Annotated in this window: 19 protein-coding genes and 1 tRNA gene; 3 read left to right on the top strand and 17 right to left on the bottom strand. The window is 63.9% G+C overall.

The features are described from left to right. Positions 1–111: 111 nt before the first annotated feature. The 6 genes from OEJ36_RS19000 to rpsU all read right to left on the bottom strand — a co-directional run bounded on the left by OEJ36_RS19000 (position 112) and on the right by rpsU (position 9,690). Positions 112–1,278, bottom strand: a complete 1,167-nt coding sequence (locus tag OEJ36_RS19000) for a Fic family protein (protein ID WP_263402844.1) — start codon at positions 1,276–1,278, stop codon at positions 112–114. Positions 1,279–1,442: 164 nt separating this feature from the next. Then, positions 1,443–1,519: transfer RNA gene (locus OEJ36_RS19005), tRNA-Ile, on the bottom strand. A gap of 16 nt (positions 1,520–1,535) precedes the next feature. Beyond that, positions 1,536–5,270: a bifunctional diguanylate cyclase/phosphodiesterase gene (locus OEJ36_RS19010; protein WP_263402845.1), complete on the bottom strand. Its 3,735-nt coding sequence runs from the start codon at positions 5,268–5,270 to the stop codon at positions 1,536–1,538. Between the two features lie 100 nt (positions 5,271–5,370). Beyond that, a complete protein-coding gene (gene rpoD / locus OEJ36_RS19015; protein ID WP_263402846.1) occupies positions 5,371–7,221 on the bottom strand; it encodes an RNA polymerase sigma factor RpoD in 1,851 nt (616 codons plus the stop codon). A 67-nt stretch (positions 7,222–7,288) separates the two neighbouring features. Then, positions 7,289–9,280 (bottom strand): DNA primase, encoded by a 1,992-nt coding sequence (dnaG, locus tag OEJ36_RS19020; protein ID WP_263402847.1) that lies wholly within the window; start codon positions 9,278–9,280, stop codon positions 7,289–7,291. 194 nt (positions 9,281–9,474) lie between these two features. Further along, a complete protein-coding gene (gene rpsU, locus OEJ36_RS19025) occupies positions 9,475–9,690 on the bottom strand; it encodes a 30S ribosomal protein S21 (protein ID WP_003085057.1) in 216 nt (71 codons plus the stop codon). Positions 9,691–9,894: 204 nt separating this feature from the next. Between rpsU and tsaD the strand changes: the two genes are divergently transcribed. After that, positions 9,895–10,920, top strand: coding sequence for a tRNA (adenosine(37)-N6)-threonylcarbamoyltransferase complex transferase subunit TsaD (gene tsaD / locus OEJ36_RS19030; RefSeq protein WP_263402848.1), 1,026 nt, complete (start codon positions 9,895–9,897; stop codon positions 10,918–10,920). Between the two features lie 53 nt (positions 10,921–10,973). On the opposite strand, the gene plsY is transcribed toward tsaD, so the two are convergent. After that, a complete protein-coding gene (plsY, locus tag OEJ36_RS19035; protein WP_263402849.1) occupies positions 10,974–11,543 on the bottom strand; it encodes a glycerol-3-phosphate 1-O-acyltransferase PlsY in 570 nt (189 codons plus the stop codon). A gap of 52 nt (positions 11,544–11,595) precedes the next feature. Between plsY and folB the strand changes: the two genes are divergently transcribed. After that, positions 11,596–11,949, top strand: coding sequence for a dihydroneopterin aldolase (gene folB / locus OEJ36_RS19040; protein WP_263402850.1), 354 nt, complete (start codon positions 11,596–11,598; stop codon positions 11,947–11,949). Further along, positions 11,940–12,482: a 2-amino-4-hydroxy-6-hydroxymethyldihydropteridine diphosphokinase gene (gene folK, locus OEJ36_RS19045; protein ID WP_263402851.1), complete on the top strand. Its 543-nt coding sequence runs from the start codon at positions 11,940–11,942 to the stop codon at positions 12,480–12,482. The genes folB and folK overlap by 10 nt, the downstream gene beginning before the upstream one ends. Here the strand turns inward: folK and OEJ36_RS19050 are convergent. The 10 genes from OEJ36_RS19050 to pdxA all read right to left on the bottom strand — a co-directional run bounded on the left by OEJ36_RS19050 (position 12,455) and on the right by pdxA (position 22,950). Further along, positions 12,455–13,687: a multifunctional CCA addition/repair protein gene (locus OEJ36_RS19050; RefSeq protein ID WP_263402852.1), complete on the bottom strand. Its 1,233-nt coding sequence runs from the start codon at positions 13,685–13,687 to the stop codon at positions 12,455–12,457. The two genes, folK and OEJ36_RS19050, sit on opposite strands and share 28 nt — an antisense overlap. Further along, the gene (locus OEJ36_RS19055; protein ID WP_263402853.1) at positions 13,653–14,234 is read right to left on the bottom strand and encodes a hypothetical protein; all 582 of its coding nucleotides are present in this window, start codon (positions 14,232–14,234) and stop codon (positions 13,653–13,655) included. The genes OEJ36_RS19050 and OEJ36_RS19055 overlap by 35 nt, the downstream gene beginning before the upstream one ends. A gap of 59 nt (positions 14,235–14,293) precedes the next feature. Further along, on the bottom strand, positions 14,294–15,859 hold the full coding sequence (locus tag OEJ36_RS19060; RefSeq protein WP_263402854.1) for a SpoVR family protein: 1,566 nt from the start codon (positions 15,857–15,859) through the stop codon (positions 14,294–14,296). A gap of 10 nt (positions 15,860–15,869) precedes the next feature. After that, complete coding sequence (locus OEJ36_RS19065) at positions 15,870–17,141, bottom strand: YeaH/YhbH family protein (protein ID WP_043244110.1); 1,272 nt, start codon at positions 17,139–17,141, stop codon at positions 15,870–15,872. 112 nt (positions 17,142–17,253) lie between these two features. Then, on the bottom strand, positions 17,254–19,176 hold the full coding sequence (locus OEJ36_RS19070) for a PrkA family serine protein kinase (RefSeq protein WP_263402855.1): 1,923 nt from the start codon (positions 19,174–19,176) through the stop codon (positions 17,254–17,256). Between the two features lie 278 nt (positions 19,177–19,454). Next, positions 19,455–19,784 carry a thiosulfate sulfurtransferase GlpE gene (gene glpE / locus OEJ36_RS19075; RefSeq protein WP_263402856.1) on the bottom strand — a complete coding sequence of 110 codons (330 nt, stop codon included), beginning with the start codon at positions 19,782–19,784 and terminating at the stop codon, positions 19,455–19,457. After that, positions 19,781–20,605 (bottom strand): symmetrical bis(5'-nucleosyl)-tetraphosphatase, encoded by an 825-nt coding sequence (locus OEJ36_RS19080; protein ID WP_263402857.1) that lies wholly within the window; start codon positions 20,603–20,605, stop codon positions 19,781–19,783. The genes glpE and OEJ36_RS19080 overlap by 4 nt, the downstream gene beginning before the upstream one ends. 11 nt (positions 20,606–20,616) lie before the next feature. Further along, on the bottom strand, positions 20,617–20,997 hold the full coding sequence (apaG, locus tag OEJ36_RS19085; protein WP_263402858.1) for a Co2+/Mg2+ efflux protein ApaG: 381 nt from the start codon (positions 20,995–20,997) through the stop codon (positions 20,617–20,619). Positions 20,998–21,035: 38 nt separating this feature from the next. Beyond that, positions 21,036–21,839, bottom strand: a complete 804-nt coding sequence (gene rsmA / locus OEJ36_RS19090; protein WP_021221593.1) for a 16S rRNA (adenine(1518)-N(6)/adenine(1519)-N(6))-dimethyltransferase RsmA — start codon at positions 21,837–21,839, stop codon at positions 21,036–21,038. 121 nt (positions 21,840–21,960) lie between these two features. Beyond that, the gene (pdxA, locus tag OEJ36_RS19095) at positions 21,961–22,950 is read right to left on the bottom strand and encodes a 4-hydroxythreonine-4-phosphate dehydrogenase PdxA (protein WP_263402859.1); all 990 of its coding nucleotides are present in this window, start codon (positions 22,948–22,950) and stop codon (positions 21,961–21,963) included. Between the last annotated feature and the right edge of the window lie 45 nt (positions 22,951–22,995).

Raw genomic sequence — 22,995 nt, forward strand, 5'->3', positions numbered from 1 at the left:
GCTAGCTGGAATCTTTCGCTCAACGGCCATGCTGGAGGCCGCACCTTATGTGCCGTCTCAGGAAAAGCCGGAGTCCTTCCTAAGGCGTGGGAAAAGGGGACAGATTTATTTTTATCCGAGCAATGTATTGGATTGCACGCCTAGCGATCCGATCACTCGCTCGACGATATGGTAGCGCGTGCTACGCCCGCCACCCGGTAGCCGGGAAAGGCAGCCCTTCTCGACAAGATCACTCAGATGGCGCGTGGCCGTGGCTTTGGAAACCTTGGCTACGGCCTGGTACTGGGCGGCGCTGATGCCGTCTTCGAAGCCGCGTTCGCCGCCATCCAGCAGGCGGTTGAGTACCTTGATTTGTTCGGCGGAGAGGGCCTGGGTGCGGTGCGTCTGCCAGAAGCGCGCCTTGGCCAGGACCCGATCTATGCGCGCAAGGGCCTGCTCGAGGCTCTTGAGCAATGTACCGAGAAACCACTGCAGCCAGGCGGTGATATCCAGGCCGCCTTTCTGGCTGGTTTCGAGGATGCGGTAATAGCCGGCGCGGTCGTCGAGGATGCTTGCCGACATGGCGTAGAAGCGGATGGCCTGCTGCTCGCCCTGGGCCAGTGCCATGTCGGTGAGTGCTCGGGTCAGCCGGCCGTTGCCGTCATCGAAGGGGTGCAGGGTGACGAACCAGAAATGGGCGATGCCAGCACGCAGCAGGGGGTCGAGCGCTGCATCGCTGCGGCTGTTCTCGAACCAGGCGAGGAAAGCTACAAGCTGTTCCTCCAGCCCATGGCGCGGTGGGGCTTGGAAATGCACGGTCGGGCGGTCAAGCCGACCGGAGACAACCTGCATGGGCGCATCGCCACGTAGCGAGCCAATCCGAAGTTGAGGGGCTGGCAGTTCGTCGTCGGTCGGGAACAGCCAGCCGTGCCAGCGATACAACCTCTGTAGATCGAGCGGGAGCTGGTGTGCCTGGGTGGCGTCGAGCATCAGTTCCGCCAGGCCTTCGGAGCGGGCGCTGACGGGGCCGTCCTGGTTTATCCCCAGGCGTCGTGCCAGTGATGAGCGCACCGAGTCGACGTTTAGTTGCTCACCTTCGATGGCCGATGAGGTGAGGATGTTCTGCAGCAGGGTATCCAGGCTGCTCTGCGCCTCGGTGTCGCTACCGATAGCGCCGAGCATGCCGAGCAAGCGCCCTTGCGCCTGGGTGCAGGCGCGCAGCAGTAGGGCAAGGGCTTCTGTTTGCCAGGTGAAGTGTGGCCAGTCGGGTTGCTGCCAGATCCAGAGGGGGGCGTTCATGCGCTTTGCTCGGGTGTGAGCCGATTAGCGGGTCTATTCGGCTCATTGTGTGAGCTGATAATGCGGGCTATTCGGCTCGCTGTCGATTTCCGCTGCTTGGATGAGGGGCCGCAGGCCGGAAACGAAAAAGCCGCGCAATGCGCGGCTTTTTCATGGGGTATTGGTGGTGGGCCCACACGGACTTGAACCGTGGACCAAAGGATTATGAGTCCTCTGCTCTAACCAACTGAGCTATAGGCCCCCAGAAGGCCGGCGGATTATACCGGCGCCTTTTCCTGAGCGCCAACAGGTTGACAGGGATCGAGAAATTGCCGGGCGAAAACGTCGGCGGGGAGGGGGCGGCTGACCACGTAGCCCTGGATCTGCTCGCAGCCTTCGGCGGTGAGGAAGGCTTCCTGGGCGTGGGTTTCGACGCCTTCGGCGATGACGGTGAGTTGCATGCTGCGGCCGAGGGCGATGATGGCGCGGGCGATGGCGGCGTCTTCGAGGTCGTCGGGCAGGCCGCGGACGAAGGATTTGTCGATCTTGATGATGTCCAGCGGCAGGCGCTTGAGGTAGCTGAGGGAGGAGTAGCCGGTGCCGAAGTCGTCAATGGCCAGCTGCACGCCGAGTGCTTTCAAGGCGTCTAGCACGGCGAGGGCTTCCTCGGCTTGGCTCATGATGAAGCCTTCGGTGATTTCCAGCTGAAGGTGGCCGGGGATGACGCCGCTTTCGTGCAGCAGGCGGTCGATGCGGTCCACTAGCTGTGGCTGACGCAACTGGGCACCGGCGAGGTTGACCGAGAGCGGGCCGAAGGGCGCGTGGCGGTCCTGCCATTCGCGCATCTGCCGGCAGGCTTCGGCGAGGACCCAGTCGCCCAGGGGCAGGATCAGGCCGTTCTCTTCGGCGAGGGGAATGAAGCGCTCGGGGGATATCTCGCCGAACAGCGGGTGGTGCCAGCGGATCAGCGCTTCGGCGCCGATCACGCGACGGTTTTGCAGGCAGAGCTTGGGCTGGTAGTAGAGGCTGAGTTCGCCGCGTTCGGGGGCGCGGCGCAGTTCGTTTTCCAGGGCCATGCGTTCGTTGGCCTGGAAGGTGAGGTCGCGGGTGTAGAACTCGATGCGGTTGCGGCCCTTGGATTTGGCGCGGTACATGGCGGCGTCGGCGTTCTTGACCACGGTGGCGACGTCGTTGCCGTGCTCGGGGAAGAGGCTGATGCCGATGCTGGCGCTGATGAAGAACTCGTGATCGTCGGCTTCGAAAGGGGCACTGAAGCAGGCCAGCAGCTTGTTGGCCACGTGCTCGGCGTCGCTGGCCTGGTGCAGGCCGGGCAGCAGGATGATGAATTCGTCGCCGCCGAGGCGGGCGACGGTGTCGATGTCGCGCAGCTGGTCCTTGAGGCGGGTGGCGATGCTCTTGAGCAGCAGGTCGCCGACCGGGTGGCCGAGGCTGTCGTTGATGTGCTTGAAGCGATCCAGGTCGATGAACAGGACCGCGCCCTGCTGCGCGTCGGTGCAGGCGTCGATGAGGGCGGCCTGCAGGCGGCTTTCGAAGAGGATGCGGTTGGGCAGGCCGGTGAGCGGGTCGTGGTGGGCCTGGTAGTCGAGGCGGGCCTGGGCGTGCTTGAGCGGGGTGATGTCGGCGAAGACGCCGACGAAGTGGGTGATCTGGTCGTTGCGGTTGTGCACGGCGCTGATGGTGAGCCATTCCGGGTAGGGCTCGCCGTTCTTGCGCCGGTTCCAGATTTCCCCCTGCCAGTGGCCTTCGGCGGCGAGTTGGTGCCACATGGCGGCGTAGAAGGCGCTGTCGTGCTGGCCCGAGGCGAGCAGGCGCGGTGATTGGCCGAGGGCTTCGGCCTCGCTGTAGCCGGTGATTTCGGTGAAGGCACGGTTGACGGCAGTGATGCGCTGCTCGGTGTCGGTGATCATCACGCCTTCGGCGGTGCTTTCGAAAACGGTGGCGGCCTGGAGGAGTTTTTCCTGCATCAGCTGGCGGTCGGTGATGTCGCGGGCGATGGTGAGGACGCAGGCTTCGTCGTTGATCGGAATCGGCTGCGCGGAGAGTTCGCAAAGGCGGATGGCGCCGCCCTTGGTGCGTACCGAGGCGGTGAAGTTGCGCAGACTGCCTTGCTCGCGGATGGCGCGAACCATCTGCTGGCGGTCATCAGGGTTGGCCCAGATGCCGAGCTCCAGGGTGGAGCGTTCGGCGGCTTCGCGGGGGCTGTAGCCGGTGATGCGGGTGAAGCCTTCGTTGGCTTCTATCAGCAGGCCGTCTGCGAGCCGGGTGATAAGCAGGCCGTCCGGGGATGAGTGGAAGGCGCGGGCGAATTTCTCTTCGGAGACCTGGAGCTGAAGCTGGGTGGCTTTGACCAGGGTGATGTCGCGCACGACCACGATCAGCGCCGGGATGCCGTCGAGTTCGATGGGCTGGGCGGAGATCAGGCCGGTGAAGTGTTCGCCGTTTTGCCGGCGAAAGGGCATTTCGAGGTTGTGCAGGCCTTCGCTCTGCAGGCGCTGGAGCAGGCCGGGGCCGATGCCCGGGGTGCCCCAGATACCGAGTTCGGTAGCGGTTCGTCCTTTGACCTGGGCGGCGCTGAGGCCGGTCTGCTGCTCGAAGGTCTGGTTGACGTCAAGGAGGCGGCCATCGGCGCGGTGGGCGAGGGCGATGAGGTCGGGGCAGTTGTGGAAGACCGAGGCGAATTTCTGCTCGGACAGGCGCAGGGCGTGCTCGGTGTGCTTGGCGTCGGTGATGTCGATCATCAGGCCACGGATGATGTGTGGATCGCCTTGCGGGTCGAGGGTGACGATGTCGCGTATCCAGAAGACGCGGCCATCAGCGGCGAGCATGCGGTAGTCGAAGCTGTGGTCGCGGCCGGCTGAGACTTCGTCGAGGCAGAAGCGCTCGGCGCATTCGGCGTCTTCGGGGTGCAGGGTGCGCTGCCAGAAGCCGGGCTCCAGCCAGGCCGCCAGGGGGTAGCCGAGCATGCGTTCGGCATGGGGCGAGACGTAGGTGAAGCGGTGTTCGGTGAGGTCCATTTCCCAGGCGATGGCGTTGAGGCTTTCGACCAGGCCGCGGTAGTGCTGCTCGCTGTTGCGCAGTTCCTCTTCGAGCACGGCGCGGCGCGTCATTTCGGCGCTGAGCCGGCGGTTGATGCGCAGCACGAAGACCAGGGCCAGGCCGATCAGCAGCAGGGCCGGGAGGCCGTAGGCGATGAGAGTGGTCCAGATCGGGCGACGGTCGATGACGCCTCCCACCCAGCGGTCCTGGATGGCTTCGATCTGGGCGCTGCTGATGTCGGCGAAGACCTTGTCGAGTATCCCGACGAGGATCGGCTCATTGCGTGGCGTGGCCATGGCGAGCTGATAGCGGTAGGGGGTCTCGCCGCTGATATAGAGGCCGTCGAGCCTGAGCTGGCGGAGGCTCCAGACGCTGGAGGCGAGGTCGCCGACGAAGGCGTCGGCCTGGCCGGTGGCGAGGGCCTGCAGGCCCGCCGCAACGCTGGGCAGGGGCAGCAGGTTGAGGTCGGGGTTGTTGTTGCGCAGCAGTTCGTGGGGAGCGTAGTCCTCGACCACGGCGACCTTGAGGCCATAGAGCTCGCCGAGCGAGTGGGGCTGCGGGCCGCCATCACGGGCGAGGATGACGATGGGGAAGTCGAGATAGGGGCGGGTGAAGCTGAGGTATTGCTGGCGTTCGGGGGTGGACATGATGCCCGGGAGCAGGTCGAGCTGGCCGCTGCGCGCCTGCTCCAGCACTTCGCTCCAGTTGCGCGGCTCCACCGCTTCGAGCTTGACGCCCAGGCGGTCGTGGATGAGCTGCACGTAGTCGGCGGCCAGGCCCTGGTGGCGGCCCTGGCTGTCGCGGAATTCGAAGGGGGGCCATGAGGCGTCGATGCCCATGCGCAGGACGGGATGGGCCTGCAGCCAGTCCTTTTCTTCCTGCGTGAGCGTGAGTGCCCCGGACGGTGCTGCCCAGAACACCAGACACAGCAGGAGAATGGCAGGCAGACGCGCCATGACGGTCCCGTTCTACGAGTAGATAGGCCGAAGTGTAGACGTGGCGGCTGTCTGTTTGGTAGTGGAAAGAAAAACCCCCGGTCAGGCCGGGGGTTGTTCATTACTCGTCGAGGAAGGAGCGCAGGTGCTCGCTTCGCGACGGGTGACGCAGCTTGCGCAGCGCCTTGGCTTCGATCTGGCGGATCCGCTCACGGGTCACATCGAACTGCTTGCCGACTTCCTCGAGGGTGTGGTCGGTATTCATGTCGATGCCGAAGCGCATGCGCAGGACCTTGGCTTCACGGGCAGTGAGGCCGGCCAGTACTTCGCGGGTCGCTTCCTTGAGGCTTTCGACCGTGGCCACGTCGATCGGGGACTGCATGGTGCTGTCCTCGATGAAGTCGCCCAGGTGGGAATCCTCGTCGTCGCCGATCGGGGTTTCCATGGAGATCGGCTCTTTGGCGATCTTCAGTACCTTGCGGATCTTGTCCTCGGGCATTTCCATGCGCTCGCCAAGCTCTTCCGGAGTGGGCTCGCGGCCCATTTCCTGAAGCATCTGACGGGAGATGCGGTTGAGCTTGTTGATGGTCTCGATCATGTGCACCGGAATACGGATGGTGCGGGCCTGGTCGGCGATCGAGCGAGTGATCGCCTGACGGATCCACCAGGTGGCATAGGTCGAGAACTTGTAGCCGCGACGGTATTCGAACTTGTCCACCGCCTTCATCAGGCCGATGTTGCCTTCCTGGATCAGGTCGAGGAATTGCAGGCCGCGGTTGGTGTACTTCTTGGCGATGGAGATCACGAGACGCAGGTTGGCCTCGACCATTTCCTTCTTCGCCCGGCGAGCTTTCGCTTCACCGATGGACATGCGGCGGTTGACGTCCTTGATCTCGGAAACCTTGAGGTCGACTTCCTTCTCGAGGTCGATCAGCTTCTGCTGGTTGCGCTTGACGTCGTCGACCAGCTTGCTCAGGGCTTCGGCGTACTTGGCCTTGCCTTTCGCCAGGCCTTCGACCCAGGTCAGGTCGACTTCGTTGCCCGGGAACAGGCGCAGGAAGTCGGCGCGCGGCATGCGGGCATCACGCACGCAGAGCTGCATGATGGCGCGCTCCTGGGCGCGGACACGGTCAAGGGCATCACGAACGCGGTCGACCAGGGCGTCGAACTGCTTGGGCACCAGCTTGATGGGCATGAACAGCTCGGCCAGGCCTTGCAGCTCTTCGGTCGCCTGCTTGCTGGCACGACCATGCTTCTTCAGCGCCTTGCGGGCTTTTTCCAGCTGGTCGGAGACGGCTGTGAAGCGGCGCAGGGCCTCTTCCGGGTCGGGACCGCCGTCGCCTTCTTCCTCGGCGTCGTCGCTCTCACCTTCCTCTTCTTCGTCTTCGTCCTTTTCCTTCGCGGCGCTCTCATCCTTCAGGTCAACGGGCTCGACTTCCTCGGCCGGCACGCTGCCGTCGTCAGGGTCGATGTAGCCGGCGAGGACGTCGGAGAGACGACCACCTTCGGTGGTGACGCGATGGTATTCGGAGAGAATGCTGTCGACGGTGCCAGGGAAGTGGGCGATCGCGCTCATTACTTCGCGAATGCCTTCCTCGATGCGCTTGGCGATCTCGATCTCGCCTTCCCGAGTCAGCAGTTCCACCGTGCCCATTTCACGCATGTACATGCGCACCGGGTCGGTGGTTCGTCCAATGTCGGTCTCGACGGCTGCGAGTGCGGCGGCGGCCTCTTCGGCTGCAGCCTCGTCGGTGTCGGCTTCGGCCAACAACAGGGCGTCCGCATCCGGAGCACTCTCGAATACGTTGATCCCCATGTCATTGATCATGCGGATGATGTCTTCCACCTGTTCCGGATCGGAAATATCCTCCGGCAGATGGTCATTGACCTCCGCGTAAGTCAGGTAACCCTGCTCACGACCACGGGCGATCAACTCTTTGAGGCGAGACTGCTGTTGCGCTTTTCCGGACATAACACCCTATCCACTTAAGGTCTTGGCGGGCTAAAAACAAGCCGAGGATTATACCTGACCAGAGGCCTCACGCGCCAGTTGGGCTGGTGGAGGCTGGAGATGGACTGCGGCTGAGGAGGTCGCGCAGCTGGTCTTTCTCCTCTGCGCTGAGTTCGCTCTGCCTTGCTTTGCGTAGCAGTTGTTCGAGGCTGCGCTCGCGTTGGCGGGCCGACAACCTAGTTATAGTGTCGAAAAACTGTTGTTCAAGGTTGTCGCTCGAAATCAACCATTCCTTCTCCGCCAGTGCCTGTAGCAGTCGGCCCTGTTCGGTGCCGTGCCAGCGGGCGATGAGTTGCAGCGAACGAAGCTTGGGGTTCTTCTGCAAGGCTTCGAGAAGCGACACCATCAAGCGAGCGTACGTGTCGTCTTCTGCAGCGAAATGGCTGGCATTCTCGACGTTCTGCGCGAGGTTCGGGTGGTGAAGCAGCGTCCTGAGTGCCGTCAGGGTCGGTGACTCGACCTTGATCTCGGTACGTGGCGGGCGCCTGAATTCGCCCTGGCCGCCTTTCTTGTCCCAGGGCTTTCCGCCCTTCTTCCAGTCGCCTTTCCACTCGCCTTTCTTGCGCTCGGGCTTCTGCCATTCGCCCTGCTGTTGTCGTGCGGGCGGCTCGAAGTAGTGCTCCTGGCCGGCATCGCCATAGCCTTCGTAATTGGCGGGGGTGCCGTAGTGGTAGTCATCGGGGTAATGCGACGCTTCGCCGCTGTGTGGCGGTGCGTCGTGGCTCAGTTGGCCGATGGTCTCACCGTTCAGGCCGGTGATTTCCGACAAGCGCTGACGCATCAGCGTACGCAGGTTGGCGCCGGGTACTTTGTCAATCAGTGGTGCGGCCAGGGTTACCAGGTGCGCTTTGCCTTCCAGAGAGCTGGGATCGGCTTCGTCCCTCAGTTGCTGGAAGAAGTAATCGGCCAGGGGCTGGGCGTGCTGGGTGATGCGGGCGCGGAAGGCGTCTGTGCCTTCGGCGCGTACCAGGCTGTCCGGGTCTTCGCCTTCGGGGAGGAACAGGAAGCGTGCGCGCCGGCCGTCTTCCAGGGACGGCAGCGTGGCTTCCAGTGCCCGCCAGGCGGCCTTGCGTCCGGCCTGGTCGCCGTCGAAGCAGAACAGGATGCTGGGCACCAGGCGGAACAGGCGCTTGATGTGCTCCTCGCTGGTGGCGGTGCCGAGGGTGGCGACGGCATTGCGCAGGCCTTGCTGGGCCAGGGCGATAACGTCCATGTAGCCTTCGACGACCATCACCTCGTCGAGGTTGCGGTTGTTCTTGCGGGCTTCGTAGAGGCCGTAGAGTTCCTGGCCCTTGTGGAAGACCGGCGTTTCCGGCGAGTTCAGGTACTTGGGTTTGTCGTCGCCCAGTACGCGACCGCCAAAGGCGATGACCCGGCCCCGGCTGTCGCGGATGGGGAACATCACGCGGTCACGGAAGCGGTCGTAGCGCTTGCCGCTGTCGGCGTTCTCGATCAGCAGGCCGGCGTCGATCATGGCCTTCTGCTGCAAGGCGTCGCTGGCCAGGTGCTTGAACAGGTTGTCCCACCCCGGTGGGGCGAAGCCGAGGCCGAAGTCGCGTGCTATCTCACCGGACAGGCCGCGCCCTTTCAGGTAGTCGACGGCGGCCTTGCGGGTCGGGTGGCTCTTCAGGGCCTGGCGGTAGTAGTCCGAGGCGGCTGTGAGCAGGGCGTAGAGCGGCGAGTCGGTGGCTTGGCGTGGGCGATTGCTGCGCCCGCTTTCCTCGCGCGGTACGTCCATGCCGGCGCGCTTGGCCAGCTCCTCGACGGCCTCGGGGAAGTCGAGGTTGTCGTGGTCCATGACGAAGCCGAGGGCGTTGCCGCCGGCGCCGCAGCCGAAGCAGTAGTAGAACTGCTTGTCGGGGCTGACGCTGAAGGAGGGCGTCTTTTCGTTATGGAAAGGGCAGCGGGCGCTGTAGTTCTTGCCGGCTTTCTTCAGCTGGATACGCGAACTCACCACTTCGACTATGTCGGTGCGGTTCAGCAGATCGTCGATGAAGCCTTGGGGGATCAGGCCGGCCATAGGGTGCTCAGGACGCTTGGAGGGTCAAAGCATAGGCCCCCATCGCTGGTTGGCGATAGCGGCATACCGGTGCTGCAAATGCAAAAAAACTCCGGCGTTCGCCAGGGCGAAGCGGAGTGTCGCATGCGGTGCCTGAATGCACTCGCCCGGCCGGAGCCGGGCGATGCTGAAAGCGTGCGGCGAAGCCTGTTAACTCAGTACAGGCGCTCGCGGCGGCGCTGTTCGCGCTGCACTTTCTTGGCGTGACGCTTCACTGCAGCGGCAGCTTTACGCTTGCGCTCTGCGGTGGGCTTCTCGTAGAACTCGCGGCTGCGGACTTCAGCCAGTACACCGGCTTTTTCGCAGGAGCGCTTGAAGCGACGCAGGGCTACGTCGAAGGGTTCGTTCTCTTTAACTTTGACGGCTGGCATCCAGGTCGTACCTTCACTAATTACCGTGGGTGAACGCGCTCCTGGCTAAGACTGCGGGAGAACGTCGGTTTTCAAGGGTTGCGGATGTTAACGCCTTGCGCCCTGGAATGCAAAGCCTTCAGTCGAAAACCGCTGGCCGGGGCGGAGGGCGGCGATTATGATGCGCGCCTTCTTTATTAGCTAGGCCTGGAAGGCAGGTTCCCAATGCTAGTGCTGGGTCTGGAAACCTCTTGCGACGAGACCGGTGTCGCTCTCTATGACAGTGAGCGCGGCCTGTTGGCCGATGCGCTGTTCAGTCAGATCGACCTCCATCGCGTATACGGTGGCGTGGTGCCCGAGCTGGCGTCCCGCGATCACGTCAAGCGCATGCTGCCGCTGTTGCGCGAGGTGCTCGATGGCGCCGGTTGCAAGCCGGCCGATATCGATGGCATCGCCTACACCTCCGGCCCCGGCCTGGTCGGCGCGCTGCTGGTGGGTGCCTCCTGCGCCCAGGCCCTGGCGTTCGCCTGGGGCGTGCCTGCGCTGGGCGTGCACCACATGGAAGGCCACTTGCTGGCACCCATGCTGGAAGAGCAGCCGCCGGAGTTTCCGTTCGTCGCCTTGCTGGTTTCCGGCGGCCATACCCAGCTGGTTCGCGTCGATGGCATCGGCCACTACGCGCTGCTCGGTGAGTCGGTGGACGACGCTGCGGGCGAAGCCTTCGACAAGACCGCCAAGCTCATCGGCCTGGGCTATCCGGGTGGACCGGAGATCGCCCGCCTGGCGGAAAGCGGCGTGCCGGGACGCTTCACCTTCCCGCGCCCGATGACCGATCGCCCTGGCCTGGACTTCAGCTTCAGCGGCCTCAAGACCTTCGCCCTCAACACCTGGCAGCAGTGCCGCAATGCTGGGGACGACGGTGAGCAAACCCGTTGCGACATCGCTCTGGCGTTCCAGCAGGCAGTGGTCGAGACTCTCGTCATCAAGTGCCGCCGGGCGTTGAAACAGACGGGCTTGAAGCGACTGGTGATCGCCGGCGGGGTGAGTGCCAACCAGGCGCTGCGCCAGTCGCTGGAGGCGATGCTGGGTGAGTTCCACGGCAACGTCTTCTACGCGCGGCCGCGGTTCTGCACCGACAACGGCGCGATGATCGCCTACGCCGGCTGCCAGCGCCTGAAGGCTGGGCAGCAGGAAGGTCCGGCCATTGCCGTGCAGGCGCGCTGGCCGATGGAAACCCTGCCGCCGATCTAGCGTCGCGTGGCGTCTTGTAGCCTCAGGCTTGTAGCTTGAGGCTGTCTTCAGTTTCAGAAATGTCGTTCGCGTCCTGCGAAAAGGTCGCGTAGATTGCCGCGGTGTCGCCATACGATCAGGCAGCAAAGCACGGCCATTGGCAGCAGGGCTCCGGGCTTCTGCCAGGCCAGCAATGGCAGGGTCAGCGGCGTTGCGATCAGCGCCGCGAGCGAACTGGTACGGGTGAGGATGAAGGTCAGCGCCCAGGCCGCGACAGCCAGCAAGGCGGCCGGTGGATAGAGCCCGAGCAGCATGCCGGCGGCGGTGGCGACGCCCTTGCCGCCGCGAAAGCGGAAGTACAGCGGGTAGAGATGCCCGAGCACTGCGGCGAGGCCGATCCAGGCCTGTTTCTGGATGCCGAGCCCGATCAGGTAGGCGACCAGTACGGGCAGAAGGCCTTTGAGCAGGTCGCCAAGCAGGGTAAGGATCGCGAGTTTCTTGCCCGCCACGCGCAGCATGTTGGTGGCGCCCGGATTGCCTGAGCCCTGGTCGCGTGGGTCGGCGAAGCCGAACAACCGGCTTAGCAGGATGGCGAAGGACAGCGAGCCGAGCAGGTAGGCGAGAGTCGCCAGCAGCCAGAACATTGGTATCCATTCCAGGGCGAGGGAGCCCTGATTCTAACGGGGCAGAAGTTACGTGGACACGGTTTTCATCGAGGGTCTTGAAGTCGATACCGTCATTGGTGCGTACGACTGGGAGCGGAGCATTCGCCAGTGCCTGCGCCTGGACCTGCAAATGGCCTGGGACAACCGCCCGGCCGCCGCCGATGATGAGCTGGCCCATGCCCTGGACTATGCCTCGGTTTCCCAGCGCATCCAGGCGTTCGCTGGCGAATCGCAGTTCCTTCTCGTGGAAACCTTCGCCGAGCGATTGGTCGCCATGCTGATGGCGGAGTTCAACATCCCCTGGGTGCGGCTCAAGCTGCACAAGCCCGGTGCGGTCCCCGCTGCCAGCAGCGTTGGCGTGGAGATTGAACGCGGATGCCGCTGATACCGGTTCTGCTGGGCCTGGGCAGCAATATCGGGCGTGAAGAACACCTGCGGGCCGGCCTCGATGCGCTGGCCGCTTTCCTTCATGAGATCCATTGCTCGCCGGTGTTCGAAAGCCAGCCGGTGGGCATCAAGAGCGGGCCTTTCTACAACCTGGTGGTGGCGGCGATGACCGACCTGCCACTGATGGCGCTGGACCGCCGCCTCAAGTTCATCGAGGCCGACAACGGCCGCTATGCGCCGGACCGCAAGGGCTTGCCCCTGGATATCGATGTGTTGCTTTACGACGACCTGGTGGGCAGCTTCGATGGCCTGGCATTGCCACGTGCGGAGGTGTTGAAGAACGCGTTCGTGCTCTGGCCCCTGGCACTGGTAGCGCCTGAGCGCCTGCACCCGGGTGAGGGGCGCAGCTTCGCGGAGCTTTGGGCAGCGGCGCAGATCCAGCAGCAGCTTTGGCCGGTGCCTTTCGAATGGCAGGGGCGCCAGTTGACGCCCTCCGATCTGCTTCAGGCCTTCCCCGCGCCTTCCTTGTAGGCCTTCAGTGCCTTCAGGCGCTCGAGCCTGAGCGCTTCGCCCAGTTCCGCCCCCTTATAGCCCTTCTCCAGCAGTGGCTGGACCGCTACTGCGCGCGCGGCTTCGGCGGCGCCTCGCAGGTAGTCGGCCTGGGGGTATTCGCGTTGCTCCAGGCCGTGCCGGCCTCGGGCGTCCATCTCGCAGGCCGCGATGAATTCCTCGAAGCGCTGCGGGCGGCGGTAGACATCGAAACGGGCGAGCAGCTCTACCAGGGTCGAGGCGCGGAGTTCGGTGGCGCGGTGGGCATGTGTGTGGAATTCGCCCACCAGTATTGCCAGTTCTTGGCAGTCCCGAGGCGCCTTGCAGCGTTCGTTGACCTGCTGGATCAGCTTGAGGCCGCGCTGTTCGTGGGCTATGTGCCGAGGCCATTCCTCTTCGGGCGTCTCGCCTTTGCCCAGGTCGTGCAGCAGGCAGGCCCAGCGCACGGTGAGGGGCTGGTCGTGTTCCGCGCACTGTTGCAGCACCGCCAGCACGTGCAGCCCGGAGTCCACCTCCGGGTGATGATGCTCGGGCTGGGGCACGCCGAACAGGGCGTCCAGTTCCGGCATCCAGGCTTGCAGTGCACCGCAATCGCGCAGCACCTGGATGAACACGTCCGGGCGCGGCTCCATCAGGGCGCGGGAGATTTCCTTCCAGCTGCGCTCTGCAGTCAGGGCGTCCAGCTCGCCGGACTCGGCGATTTCCCGCATCAGTGCGATGGTTTCCGTCGCGACGCTGAAGCCGAGTGGCGCATAGCGGGCGGCGAAGCGGGCCACGCGCAGCACGCGCAGCGGGTCTTCGGCGAAGGCGGGGGAGACGTGGCGGAGGATGCGTTGTTCAAGATCGCGCTGGCCGCCATAGGGGTCGACCAGCGTGCCGTGTTCGTCTTCGGCGATGGCGTTGACGGTGAGGTCGCGGCGGATCAGGTCCTCTTCGAGGCTGACGTCCGGGTTGGCGAAGAAGGTGAATCCGCCATAGCCGCGCCCGCTTTTGCGTTCGGTGCGTGCCAGCGCGTATTCCTCGCCGCTCTGCGGGTGGAGGAACACGGGAAAGTCCGCGCCGACCGGCTTGAAGCCCTGTTCGAGCATTTCTTCGGCGGTTGCGCCGACCACGACCCAGTCCACTTCCGTGACCGGGCGACCCAACAAGCGGTCACGAACCGCGCCGCCCACCTTGTATATCTGCATGCTCACCTCCGAGGGTGCGGAGGATAGCAGCCCGCTCGCTGGCTGCGATGGGGATTTGCCGGGTTAGGGCTTCCACTGCGCTTTGCAGCAGCTCGGCGCTGTCCCAGGCGGGACTCAGGCCGGTGCTGGCGATGCCCTCCCAGAGCACCTGGCCGTCCAGGTCGGTGATGCGCAGGCGCAAGGTACCGGTTTCATCACGCAGGCGGTGGATGGCCTGGTAGGGGCCGAGCGGGCTGGGCGGTGCCTGGTCCACCTTGAGTTCCAGCGGTGCGTCCTGCAGGGCCAGCCAGTAATAGATGCGCAGCTCGGGCGCCTGGCTTTCGTGATAGCCACGGGTCGCCAGGCCTTGGCGGAGCAATGGGTCGAGCCGGGCGTAGTGCTCACGATAGGGGGCTTGGCCGAGCAGCGCCTGTTCCGGAGGAACCAGCTGGAAGCTGTGGCGAGCGGTCAGGTCGCCGCCGTCCGGGTGCAACACCTGGATGCTGGGGATATGGGTGGAGCAGGTGGCCAGGACCAGGCACAACAGCAGGACGAGGAACAGGCGCATCGACGCTCTCCATGGGCGATGACCGCATGCTCGGGGGCGCCCGGCATGCGGTCAACCGATCAAATGGGCGGGATGACCAGGTCCAGGCGCGGGTATTCGCCGTCTTCGCTGCGCTCGCCCTTGGGCGGTACGTGATGAGTACCGGTGATCTGCTCGCCGTTCATGGTTTCCAGGTGGATGTCGAAGCCCCAGAGGCGGTGCAGGTGGCGCAGCACCTCCTCGGTGGATTCGCCCAGGGGCTTGCGGTCGTGTTGCTGGTGGCGAAGGGTCAGGGAGCGGTCGCCACGACGGTCGACGTTCCAGATCTGCACGTTGGGCTCGCGGTTGCCGAGGTTGTACTGCGCCGCGAGGGTTTCGCGGATCTGCCGGTAGCCGGGCTCGTCGTGGATGGCGGGGACCAGCAGCTCGTCCTTCTGGTCGTCATCGAGGATGCTGAACAGCTTGAAGTCGCGGATCACCTTGGGCGACAGGTACTGGAGGATGAAGCTTTCGTCCTTGAAGCTCTTCATGGCGAATTTGATGGTGGAGAGCCAGTCGCCGCCGGCGATGTCGGGGAACCAGCGTTTGTCTTCCTCGGTGGGCTCCTCGCACATGCGGCGGATGTCGCGGTACATGGCGAAGCCCAGGGCGTAGGGGTTGATGCCGCTGTAGTAGGGGCTGTCGAAGCCGGGCTGGAATACGACACTGGTGTGGGACTGGAGGAACTCGAGCATGAAGCCTTCGGTGACCAGGCCTTCGTCGTAGAGGTCGTTCATCAAGGTGTAGTGCCAGAAGGTGGCCCAGCCTTCGTTCATGACCTGGGTCTGGCGCTGGGGATAGAAGTACTGGGCGATCTTGCGCACGATGCGCACGATCTCGCGCTGCCAGGGCTCCAGCAGCGGTGCGTGCTTCTCGATGAAGTAGAGGATGTTTTCCTGGGGTTCCGGCGGGAAGCGCCGGTTGTCCTTGTCACCGCCCTTGCCCGCTCCCTTGGGAATGGTGCGCCAGAGGTCGTTGATCTGCTTCTGCAGGTGCTCTTCGCGCTCCTTTTGCCGGCGCCGTTCTTCTTCGGCGGAAATCGGGTAGGGGCGCTTGTAGCGGTCGACGCCGTAGTTCATCAGGGCGTGGCAGGAGTCCAGCAGGTCTTCCACCGCGTCGATGCCGTGGCGCTCCTCGCATTGCATGATGTACTGCTTGGCGAACACCAGGTAATCGATGATCGAACTGGCGTCGGTCCAGGTGCGGAACAGGTAGTTGCCCTTGAAGAAGCTGTTGTGGCCGTAGCAGGCGTGGGCGATCACCAGCGCCTGCATGGTGATGGTGTTTTCCTCCATCAGGTAGGCGATGCAGGGGTCGGAGTTGATCACGATCTCGTAAGCCAGGCCCATCTGCCCGCGGGAGTAGCCTTTTTCGGTGGCCAGGAAGTGCTTGCCATAGGACCAGTGGTGGTAGCCCAGCGGCATGCCCACAGAGGCGTAGGCGTCCATCATCTGCTCGGCCGTGATGACTTCGATCTGATTGGGGTAGGTGTCCAGGGCGTAGCGCTCGGCCAGCCGGCTGATCTCGCGGTCGTAAGTGCGGATCAGGTCGAAGGTCCACTCCGACCCGGTGGAGATGGGTTGCCTTTTCTTCTCTGTGGCAGTCATGTCACGGCCCTCAGGTAACCAGTCGGCGCTGGAAGAGTTCGCGGAACACGGGGTAGATATCGCCGGGGGAGACGATCTGCTGCTGGGCGAAGGTGTCGGCGAAGGTGTCGCAGACCTGCTCGTATTCGAACCACAGCGCCTGGTGCTCGCGCGGGGTGATCTCGACGTAGGTGTAGTACTGCACGAAGGGCATGATCTGCTTGATCAGGATGTCCCGGCAGATGGGCGAGTCGTCGTTCCAGTTGTCGCCGTCCGAGGCCTGTGCCGCATAGATGTTCCATTCGTTGACGGGGTAGCGCTCGGCCATGATCTCCTGCATCAGCTTGAGGGCGCTGGAGACGATGGTGCCCCCCGTTTCGCGGGAGTAGAAGAACTCTTCCTCGTCGACTTCGCGGGCGCTGGTGTGGTGGCGGATGAACACCACTTCGATCTTGTCGTAGTTCCGTTTGAGGAACAGGTACAGGAGGATGAAAAAGCGCTTGGCGATGTCCTTGGTCGCCTGGGTCATGGAGCCGGAGACGTCCATCAGGCAGAACATCACCGCCTTGGAGCTGGGGTTGGGCTGCTTGACCAGCAGGTTGTACTTGAGGTCGAAGGTGTCGAGGAAAGGCACCCGTTCGATTCGCGCCCGCAGCTTGAGAATCTCCGCTTCCAGTTCCTGGATGTCGCCGAAGTTGTCCGGCTCCTCCCGCTTGAGCCTGGCAAGTTCCTCCCGCGCCACACGCAGCTTCGCGCGGCTGGAACCGGAAAGGGCAATGCGGCGGGCATGGGCCGAGCGCAAAGTGCGGATGATGTTGATGCGTGAGGGGTTGCCCTCGTTGCTGATACCGGCGCGCACGGTCTTGAAGGTGTCGGAGCCGGTGAGGTGACGCTTTACCAGGTTGGGCAGCTCCAGGTCCTCGAACATGAAGTCGAGGAATTCTTCCTGGGTGATCTGGAAGACGAACTCGTCCATGCCTTCGCCGGAGTTGCTGGCCTTGCCACTGCCGCGCCCGCCGCCACCGCCTTGCGGACGGGGGATGCGTTCGCCTGTGGTGAATTCCTTGTTGCCCGGGTGGACGATGGTCTGCCGGCCGCCACGGCCGTGATGCAGCACGGGCTCGTCGATGTCGCGGCCGGGAATGCTGATCTGCTCGCCATGCTCCATGTCGGTGATGGAGCGGCGGCTGACGGCTTCCTCCACCGCCTTCTTGATGTGGTCGCGGTACCGCCTGAGGAAGCGCTGGCGGTTCACCGTGCTCTTGTTCTTGCCGTTCAGGCGTCGGTCGATCACGTAGCTCATGGATGCCCCTCCGGGGCAGCTTCAAGTCGCAGGCTGCACGCTGCAAGGAGAAGCGCAGGGCATCGGCCCCCGCTCCTTCTTGCCGCTTGAAGCCTGGAGCTTGTGGCTGCTGTTACTGCGACTTGCGTACCCGCAGGTACCACTCGGACAGCAGGCGAACCTGTTTCTCGGTGTAGCCGCGCTCGACCATGCGTTTGACGAAATCGTTGTGTTTCTGCTGTTCGTCCTTGCTGCCCTTGGCGTTGAAGCTGATGACCGGCAGCAGGTCCTCGGTGTTGGAGAACATTTTCTTCTCGATCACCACCCGCAGTTTCTCGTAGCTGAGCCAGGTGGGGTTCTTGCCGTTGTTGTTGGCCCGGGCGCGCAGCACGAAGTTGACGATCTCGTTGCGGAAATCCTTCGGGTTGCTGATGCCGGCGGGTTTCTCGATCTTCTCCAGTTCTTCGTTGAGGGCGACACGGTTGAGGATCTCGCCGGTTTCCGGGTCGCGGTATTCCTGATCCTGGATCCAGAAGTCGGCGTAGAGCACGTAACGGTCGAAGATGTTCTGGCCGTATTCGCTGTAGGACTCGAGGTAGGCGGTCTGGATTTCCTTGCCGATGAACTCGATGTAGCGCGGTGCCAGGTATTCCTTGATGAAGCGCAGGTAGCGCTCACGCACTTCGGCGGGGAATTGTTCCTGCTCGATCTGCTGTTCCAGCACGTAGAGCAGGTGAACCGGGTTGGCTGCCACTTCGTGCGGATCGAAGTTGAACACCTTGGAAAGGATCTTGAAGGCGAAACGGGTGGAGAGGCCGTTCATGCCTTCGTCGACGCCAGCGGAGTCGCGGTATTCCTGGATCGACTTGGCCTTGGGGTCGGTGTCCTTGAGGTTCTCGCCGTCGTAGACGCGCATCTTCGAGTAGATATTGGAGTTCTCCGGCTCCTTGAGGCGCGAAAGGGCTGAGAACTGCGCGAGCATCTTCAGGGTGTCGGGCGCGCAGTGGGCGTTGGCCAGGGAGCTGTTGGCCAAGAGCTTGTCGTAGATCTTGATCTCGTCGTTGACGCGCAGGCAGTAGGGCACCTTGACGATGTAGATCCGGTCGATGAACGCCTCGTTGTTCTTGTTGTTGCGGAAGCTGTGCCATTCCGATTCGTTGGAGTGAGCCAGCAGGATGCCCTGGAACGGGATCGCCCCGAGGCCCTCGGTGCTGTTGTAGTTGCCTTCCTGGGTCGCGGTCAGCAGCGGGTGCAGCACCTTGATCGGCGCCTTGAACATCTCGACGAACTCCATCAGGCCCTGGTTGGCCCGGCACAGCGCGCCCGAGTAGCTGTAGGCGTCGGCATCGTTCTGCGGGAATTCCTCCAGCTTGCGGATATCCACCTTGCCCACCAGGGCAGAGATGTCCTGGTTGTTCTCGTCACCGGGCTCGGTCTTGGCCACGGCGATCTGGTTGAGGATGGAGGGGTAGAGCTTGACCACGCGGAACTGGCTGATGTCGCCGCCGAACTCGGCGAGGCGCTTGGTGGCCCAGGGCGACATGATGGTGGAGAGGTAGCGGCGGGGAATGCCGTAGTCCTCTTCGAGGATGGCGCCGTCTTCGGTGGCATTGAACAGCCCGAGGGGCGACTCGAACACCGGCGACCCCTTGATCGCGTAGAAGGGCACTTTCTCGATCAGTTGCTTGAGCTTCTCGGCCAGGGAGGATTTGCCGCCGCCCACTGGGCCCAGGAGATAGAGGATCTGCTTCTTCTCTTCCAGGCCCTGGGCGCCGTGGCGGAAGAAGGCGACGATCTGGTCGATGCAGTCTTCCATGCCGTGGAAGTCGGCGAAGGCCGGGTAACGGCGTATCACCTTGTTGGAGAAGATCCGCGAAAGCCTCGAGTCGGTGGAGGTGTCCAACAGCTCCGGCTCACCGATGGCCATCAGCATCCGTTCGGCTGAGGTGGCATAGGCGCTGCGGTCCTGCTTGCACAGGTCGAGATATTCCTGAAGGGAATATTCCTCCTGGCGGGTCGCCTCGAAGCGTTGTTGGAAGTGGCTGAAAATGCTCATTGCGTCACCTCGCTGGATACTGGGAGCCGGCGGGATCGGATATGCGGGTGCGGGCAGTCAGCCGACGAGTCAGCCGATGAGAATCCCCCAGAACACCTAATGGTCGCTGCCGATGGCCCGGAACCGGTGTGCCGGCTCTCCCCTTTTGGATGGCCTGACCTAAGAGTAGTTCGGAATCCGGGAGGTCAAGGATGACGGAAGGATAACAAGAGATTGCCGTTCGTCAGGCCGCAGCGCTAGGCCAGTGATGGCGCGGGATTGCGCCATCGAGAAAATTTTTACTCGGCGCTGCCCTGGGCGACTTCGGCGGGGTAGGTGGCGCGCCAGAGCTCGAAGCCACCGTCCAGGCTGTAGACGTCGGAGAAGCCCTGGCCCACGAGGTAGGCGGCGGCCCCCTGGCTGGAGTTGCCGTGGTAGCAGGTGACGATCAGGGGCTTGTCGAGGTCGGCCTTGGCGATGAAGTCGGCGAGGGAGTAGTTGTCCAGATGCTGCGAGCCGGTGATGTGGCCATTGGCGTAGCTCTGCGGGTCACGGATGTCGACCACCTGGGCACCTTGTTCGCGCAGTGCCTGGGCCCGCTCCGGGGGGATGCGTTGGAATTCGCTCATGCTTTGTTCTCCTCGCAGCTGCAACTGATGCGTTCGCCGCTGTCGACGTTCAGAAGGGTCATGGCCCCGCCCCAGACACAGCCGGTGTCGAGGGCGAAGAGGCCGGGTTCGTCGCATTTGCCTTCCAGGGCCGCCCAATGGCCGAAGATGATCTTCTGACCACGGGTCTTGCGTTCGGCGTGGCTGAACCAGGGGGCGTAACCGGGGGGGGCGGTATCAACGCCTTCCTTGCTTTTCAGGTCCAGAACGCCATCGGCCGTGCAGAAGCGCATGCGGGTGAAGTAGTTGGTGATGACACGCAGGCGGGCAATGCCTTGCAGGTCACTGTCCCATTTCGCCGGCTCATTGCCGTACATGCCGTCAAGGAAGAGTGGCAGGCGCTTGTCATCCAGCAATACCTCCTCCACTTCGGCGGCACGTTTCCGCGCTTTGGCCAGGGTCCAGTTGGGCGGGATGCCGGCGTGGACCATGGCGATGTCGCGCTGCTCGTCATAGTGCATCAGCTTTTGCTGGCGCAGCCATTCGAGCAGGTCGGCGGCATCAGGCGCTTCGATGATCTCGCGCAGGGTGTCCGACTTCTTCAGGCGCTCGGTGTTGTGAGCGACCGCCAGCAGGTGCAGGTCGTGGTTGCCGAGCACGCAGACCAGGCTGTCGCGCATGGCGTAGAGGAAACGCAGGGTTTCCAGCGATTTCGGGCCGCGGTTGACCAAGTCACCCACCAGCCACAGGCGATCGCGTATCGGGTCGAAGGCTACGCGCTCCAGCAGGCATTTCAGTGGATCGAGGCAGCCCTGGAGGTCACCCACTGCGTAAACCGTCATGGGGGCTCCTGTCAGTGCAGCGCGCCGGGAACGGCCAGGCGGAAGGGGGCGATCTCGGCGTCGAAGCGTTTACCGTCCTCGGCCACCATCTGGTAGCTGCCCTGCATGGTGCCGACGCGGGTCGCCATGACCGTGCCGCTGCTGTAGACGTGGCTCGCGCCCGGCTCGATCAGTGGTTGCTGGCCGACGACGCCGGCACCCCGCACTTCCTGCACATGGCCGTCGCCATCGGTGATCACCCAGTGGCGAGATACCAGCTTGGCCGGCAGCTCGCCATCGTTGCGGATGGTCACGGTGTAGGAGAAGGCGAAGCGGTTTTGCTCGGGCTGCGACTGCTCCGGAAGGAAGCGGGTGGTGACACTGACGGCGACCAGGTAGCGGGAATCGGGCACGGGACTGTTCTCTGGAACCGGAATGAAAGTCTAGGGCGTCAGGCGCCGGTTGTCTGTTCGGCCAACTGGTCGGCCAGGCGCACGAAAGCGGCCAGGTCCAGTTGCTCGGGGCGCAGGCCACCGTCGACACCGGCTGCTTCGATGGCATGGCTATCGAGCAGGCCCTTGAGTGTATTGCGCAGGGTCTTGCGGCGCTGGTTGAAGGCTTCGCGCACGATGCGCTCCAGCAGGCGATGATCCTTGGCCGGGTGCGGCAGGACTTCATGGGGTACCAGGCGCACGATGGCAGAGTCCACCTTGGGCGGTGGGTTGAAGGCGCCGGGGCCGACGTTGAACAGGTGCTCCACGCGGCAGTGGTACTGGACCATGATCGACAGCCGCCCCCAGTCGCCGCCACCCGGCTCGGCGGCCAGGCGCTCCACCACTTCCTTCTGCAGCATGAAGTGCATGTCGCGGATCAGGTGCGCGTTGCTCAGCAGGTGGAAGATCAGCGGGGTGGAGATGTTGTAGGGCAGGTTGCCGACCACCCGCAGGCTGTGAGGCTCGGCGTTGAGCTGGTTGAAGTCGAACTTCAGGGCGTCGCCCTGGTTCAGCTTGAAGCGTGGCTCGTGCCCGAACTTGCTCTGCAGGATCGGGATCAGGTCCAGGTCCAGCTCGATGACGTCCAGTTGCGCACCGCTGCCCAGCAACCCTTCGGTCAAGGCGCCCTGGCCCGGGCCGATTTCCAGCAGGCGCTCGCCTTCCTTGGCATGGATGCCGCGAAGGATGCGATGGATGACGCCAGCGTCGTGCAGGAAGTTCTGGCCAAAGCGCTTGCGCGCACGGTGTTGGTATTCGGACATTGCAGGCTCCAGGTGGAGCAGCTTGAAGCCGGTAGCTTGAAGCTGGAAACGGGGAAAGGCGCGGAGTTTACAGCATTGCGCCGATCAGGCCGAAATGTGCTGCTGATCGGCGCGCTGTGGCTCAGCCTCGGCTGGCGGCCATCTCGTAGGCCGTATCCAGCGCCACCTGCAGGCTGCCCCCGTCGATGCGTCCGGTTCCGGCCAGGTCCAGGGCGGTGCCGTGGTCCACCGACGTGCGGATGATGGGCAGGCCGAGGGTGACGTTGACCGCGGCGCCGAAGCCCTTGTATTTAAGCACTGGCAGGCCCTGGTCGTGGTACATCGCCAGCACCGCGTCGCAATGTTCCAGGTGCTTGGGGGTGAACAGGGTGTCGGCAGGCAGCGGGCCGATCAGGTTCAGGCCTTCGTTGCGCAGGCGCTCCAGGCAGGGCTCGATGACCTCGATCTCCTCGCGCCCCAGGTGGCCACCTTCGCCCGCATGGGGGTTGAGGCCGCACACCAGGATGCGCGGGTTGGGCAGGCCGAACTTCTCCACCAGGTCGGCGTGGAGGATGCGGGTGACCCGCTCCAGGCGTTCGCTGGTGATGGCAGCGGCAACATCCTTCAGTGGCAGGTGCGTGGTCACCAGGGCGACGCGCAGGCCGCGGGTGGCGAGCATCATCACCACCTGCGCGGTATGGGTGAGCTCGGCAAGGAACTCCGTATGCCCGGAGAAGGCGATGCCGGCCTCGTTGATCACGCCCTTGTGCACGGGCGCGGTGATCATCCCGGCGAAATGGCCATCCAGGCAGCCCTTGCCCGCACGGGTCAGGGTTTCCAGCACGTAGCCGGCATTGGCCCGTTCGAGCACGCCGGGCTGGACGGGAGCTTGCAGGGGGGTGTCCCAGACGTAGAGTGCGCCTGCTTGTGCCGGCTCTTCAGGCCAGGCAGCGGGCGAGACGGGCGTGACACGGATGTCGAGGCCGAGCTGGCCGGCGCGCTCTTCCAGCAGCGCTTGGCTGGCAATGGCGATCAGGGGGTAGGGCTGGCGCTCGCGGGACAGGAGCAGGCAGAGGTCCGGGCCGATGCCGGCGGGTTCACCAGGGGTGAGGGCGAAGCGGGGAATGGGCATTGCGGGGCTCTCCGGCTGTGGCGCGTGGCGGCGATTGTACCGCCA

This window comes from Pseudomonas sp. PDM13, assembly GCF_025685765.1.
Classification (GTDB): Bacteria; Pseudomonadota; Gammaproteobacteria; order Pseudomonadales; family Pseudomonadaceae; genus Metapseudomonas; species Metapseudomonas solani.

Excerpts from the sequence above, each read along its gene's own strand:
- OEJ36_RS19050 (WP_263402852.1), bottom strand. The coding sequence starts at position 13,687 with ATGCAGATATACAAGGTGGGCGGCGCGGTTCGTGACCGCTTGTTGGGT.
- tsaD (WP_263402848.1), top strand. The coding sequence starts at position 9,895 with ATGCTAGTGCTGGGTCTGGAAACCTCTTGCGACGAGACCGGTGTCGCT.
- plsY (WP_263402849.1), bottom strand. The coding sequence starts at position 11,543 with ATGTTCTGGCTGCTGGCGACTCTCGCCTACCTGCTCGGCTCGCTGTCC.
- OEJ36_RS19010 (WP_263402845.1), bottom strand. The coding sequence starts at position 5,270 with ATGGCGCGTCTGCCTGCCATTCTCCTGCTGTGTCTGGTGTTCTGGGCA.
- folK (WP_263402851.1), top strand. The coding sequence starts at position 11,940 with ATGCCGCTGATACCGGTTCTGCTGGGCCTGGGCAGCAATATCGGGCGT.
- glpE (WP_263402856.1), bottom strand. The coding sequence starts at position 19,784 with ATGAGCGAATTCCAACGCATCCCCCCGGAGCGGGCCCAGGCACTGCGC.
- OEJ36_RS19055 (WP_263402853.1), bottom strand. The coding sequence starts at position 14,234 with ATGCGCCTGTTCCTCGTCCTGCTGTTGTGCCTGGTCCTGGCCACCTGC.
- OEJ36_RS19065 (WP_043244110.1), bottom strand. The coding sequence starts at position 17,141 with ATGAGCTACGTGATCGACCGACGCCTGAACGGCAAGAACAAGAGCACG.
- OEJ36_RS19060 (WP_263402854.1), bottom strand. The coding sequence starts at position 15,859 with ATGACTGCCACAGAGAAGAAAAGGCAACCCATCTCCACCGGGTCGGAG.
- rpoD (WP_263402846.1), bottom strand. The coding sequence starts at position 7,221 with ATGTCCGGAAAAGCGCAACAGCAGTCTCGCCTCAAAGAGTTGATCGCC.
- OEJ36_RS19080 (WP_263402857.1), bottom strand. The coding sequence starts at position 20,605 with ATGACGGTTTACGCAGTGGGTGACCTCCAGGGCTGCCTCGATCCACTG.
- rpsU (WP_003085057.1), bottom strand. The coding sequence starts at position 9,690 with ATGCCAGCCGTCAAAGTTAAAGAGAACGAACCCTTCGACGTAGCCCTG.
- dnaG (WP_263402847.1), bottom strand. The coding sequence starts at position 9,280 with ATGGCCGGCCTGATCCCCCAAGGCTTCATCGACGATCTGCTGAACCGC.
- OEJ36_RS19000 (WP_263402844.1), bottom strand. The coding sequence starts at position 1,278 with ATGAACGCCCCCCTCTGGATCTGGCAGCAACCCGACTGGCCACACTTC.
- OEJ36_RS19070 (WP_263402855.1), bottom strand. The coding sequence starts at position 19,176 with ATGAGCATTTTCAGCCACTTCCAACAACGCTTCGAGGCGACCCGCCAG.
- rsmA (WP_021221593.1), bottom strand. The coding sequence starts at position 21,839 with ATGTCCGAATACCAACACCGTGCGCGCAAGCGCTTTGGCCAGAACTTC.
- pdxA (WP_263402859.1), bottom strand. The coding sequence starts at position 22,950 with ATGCCCATTCCCCGCTTCGCCCTCACCCCTGGTGAACCCGCCGGCATC.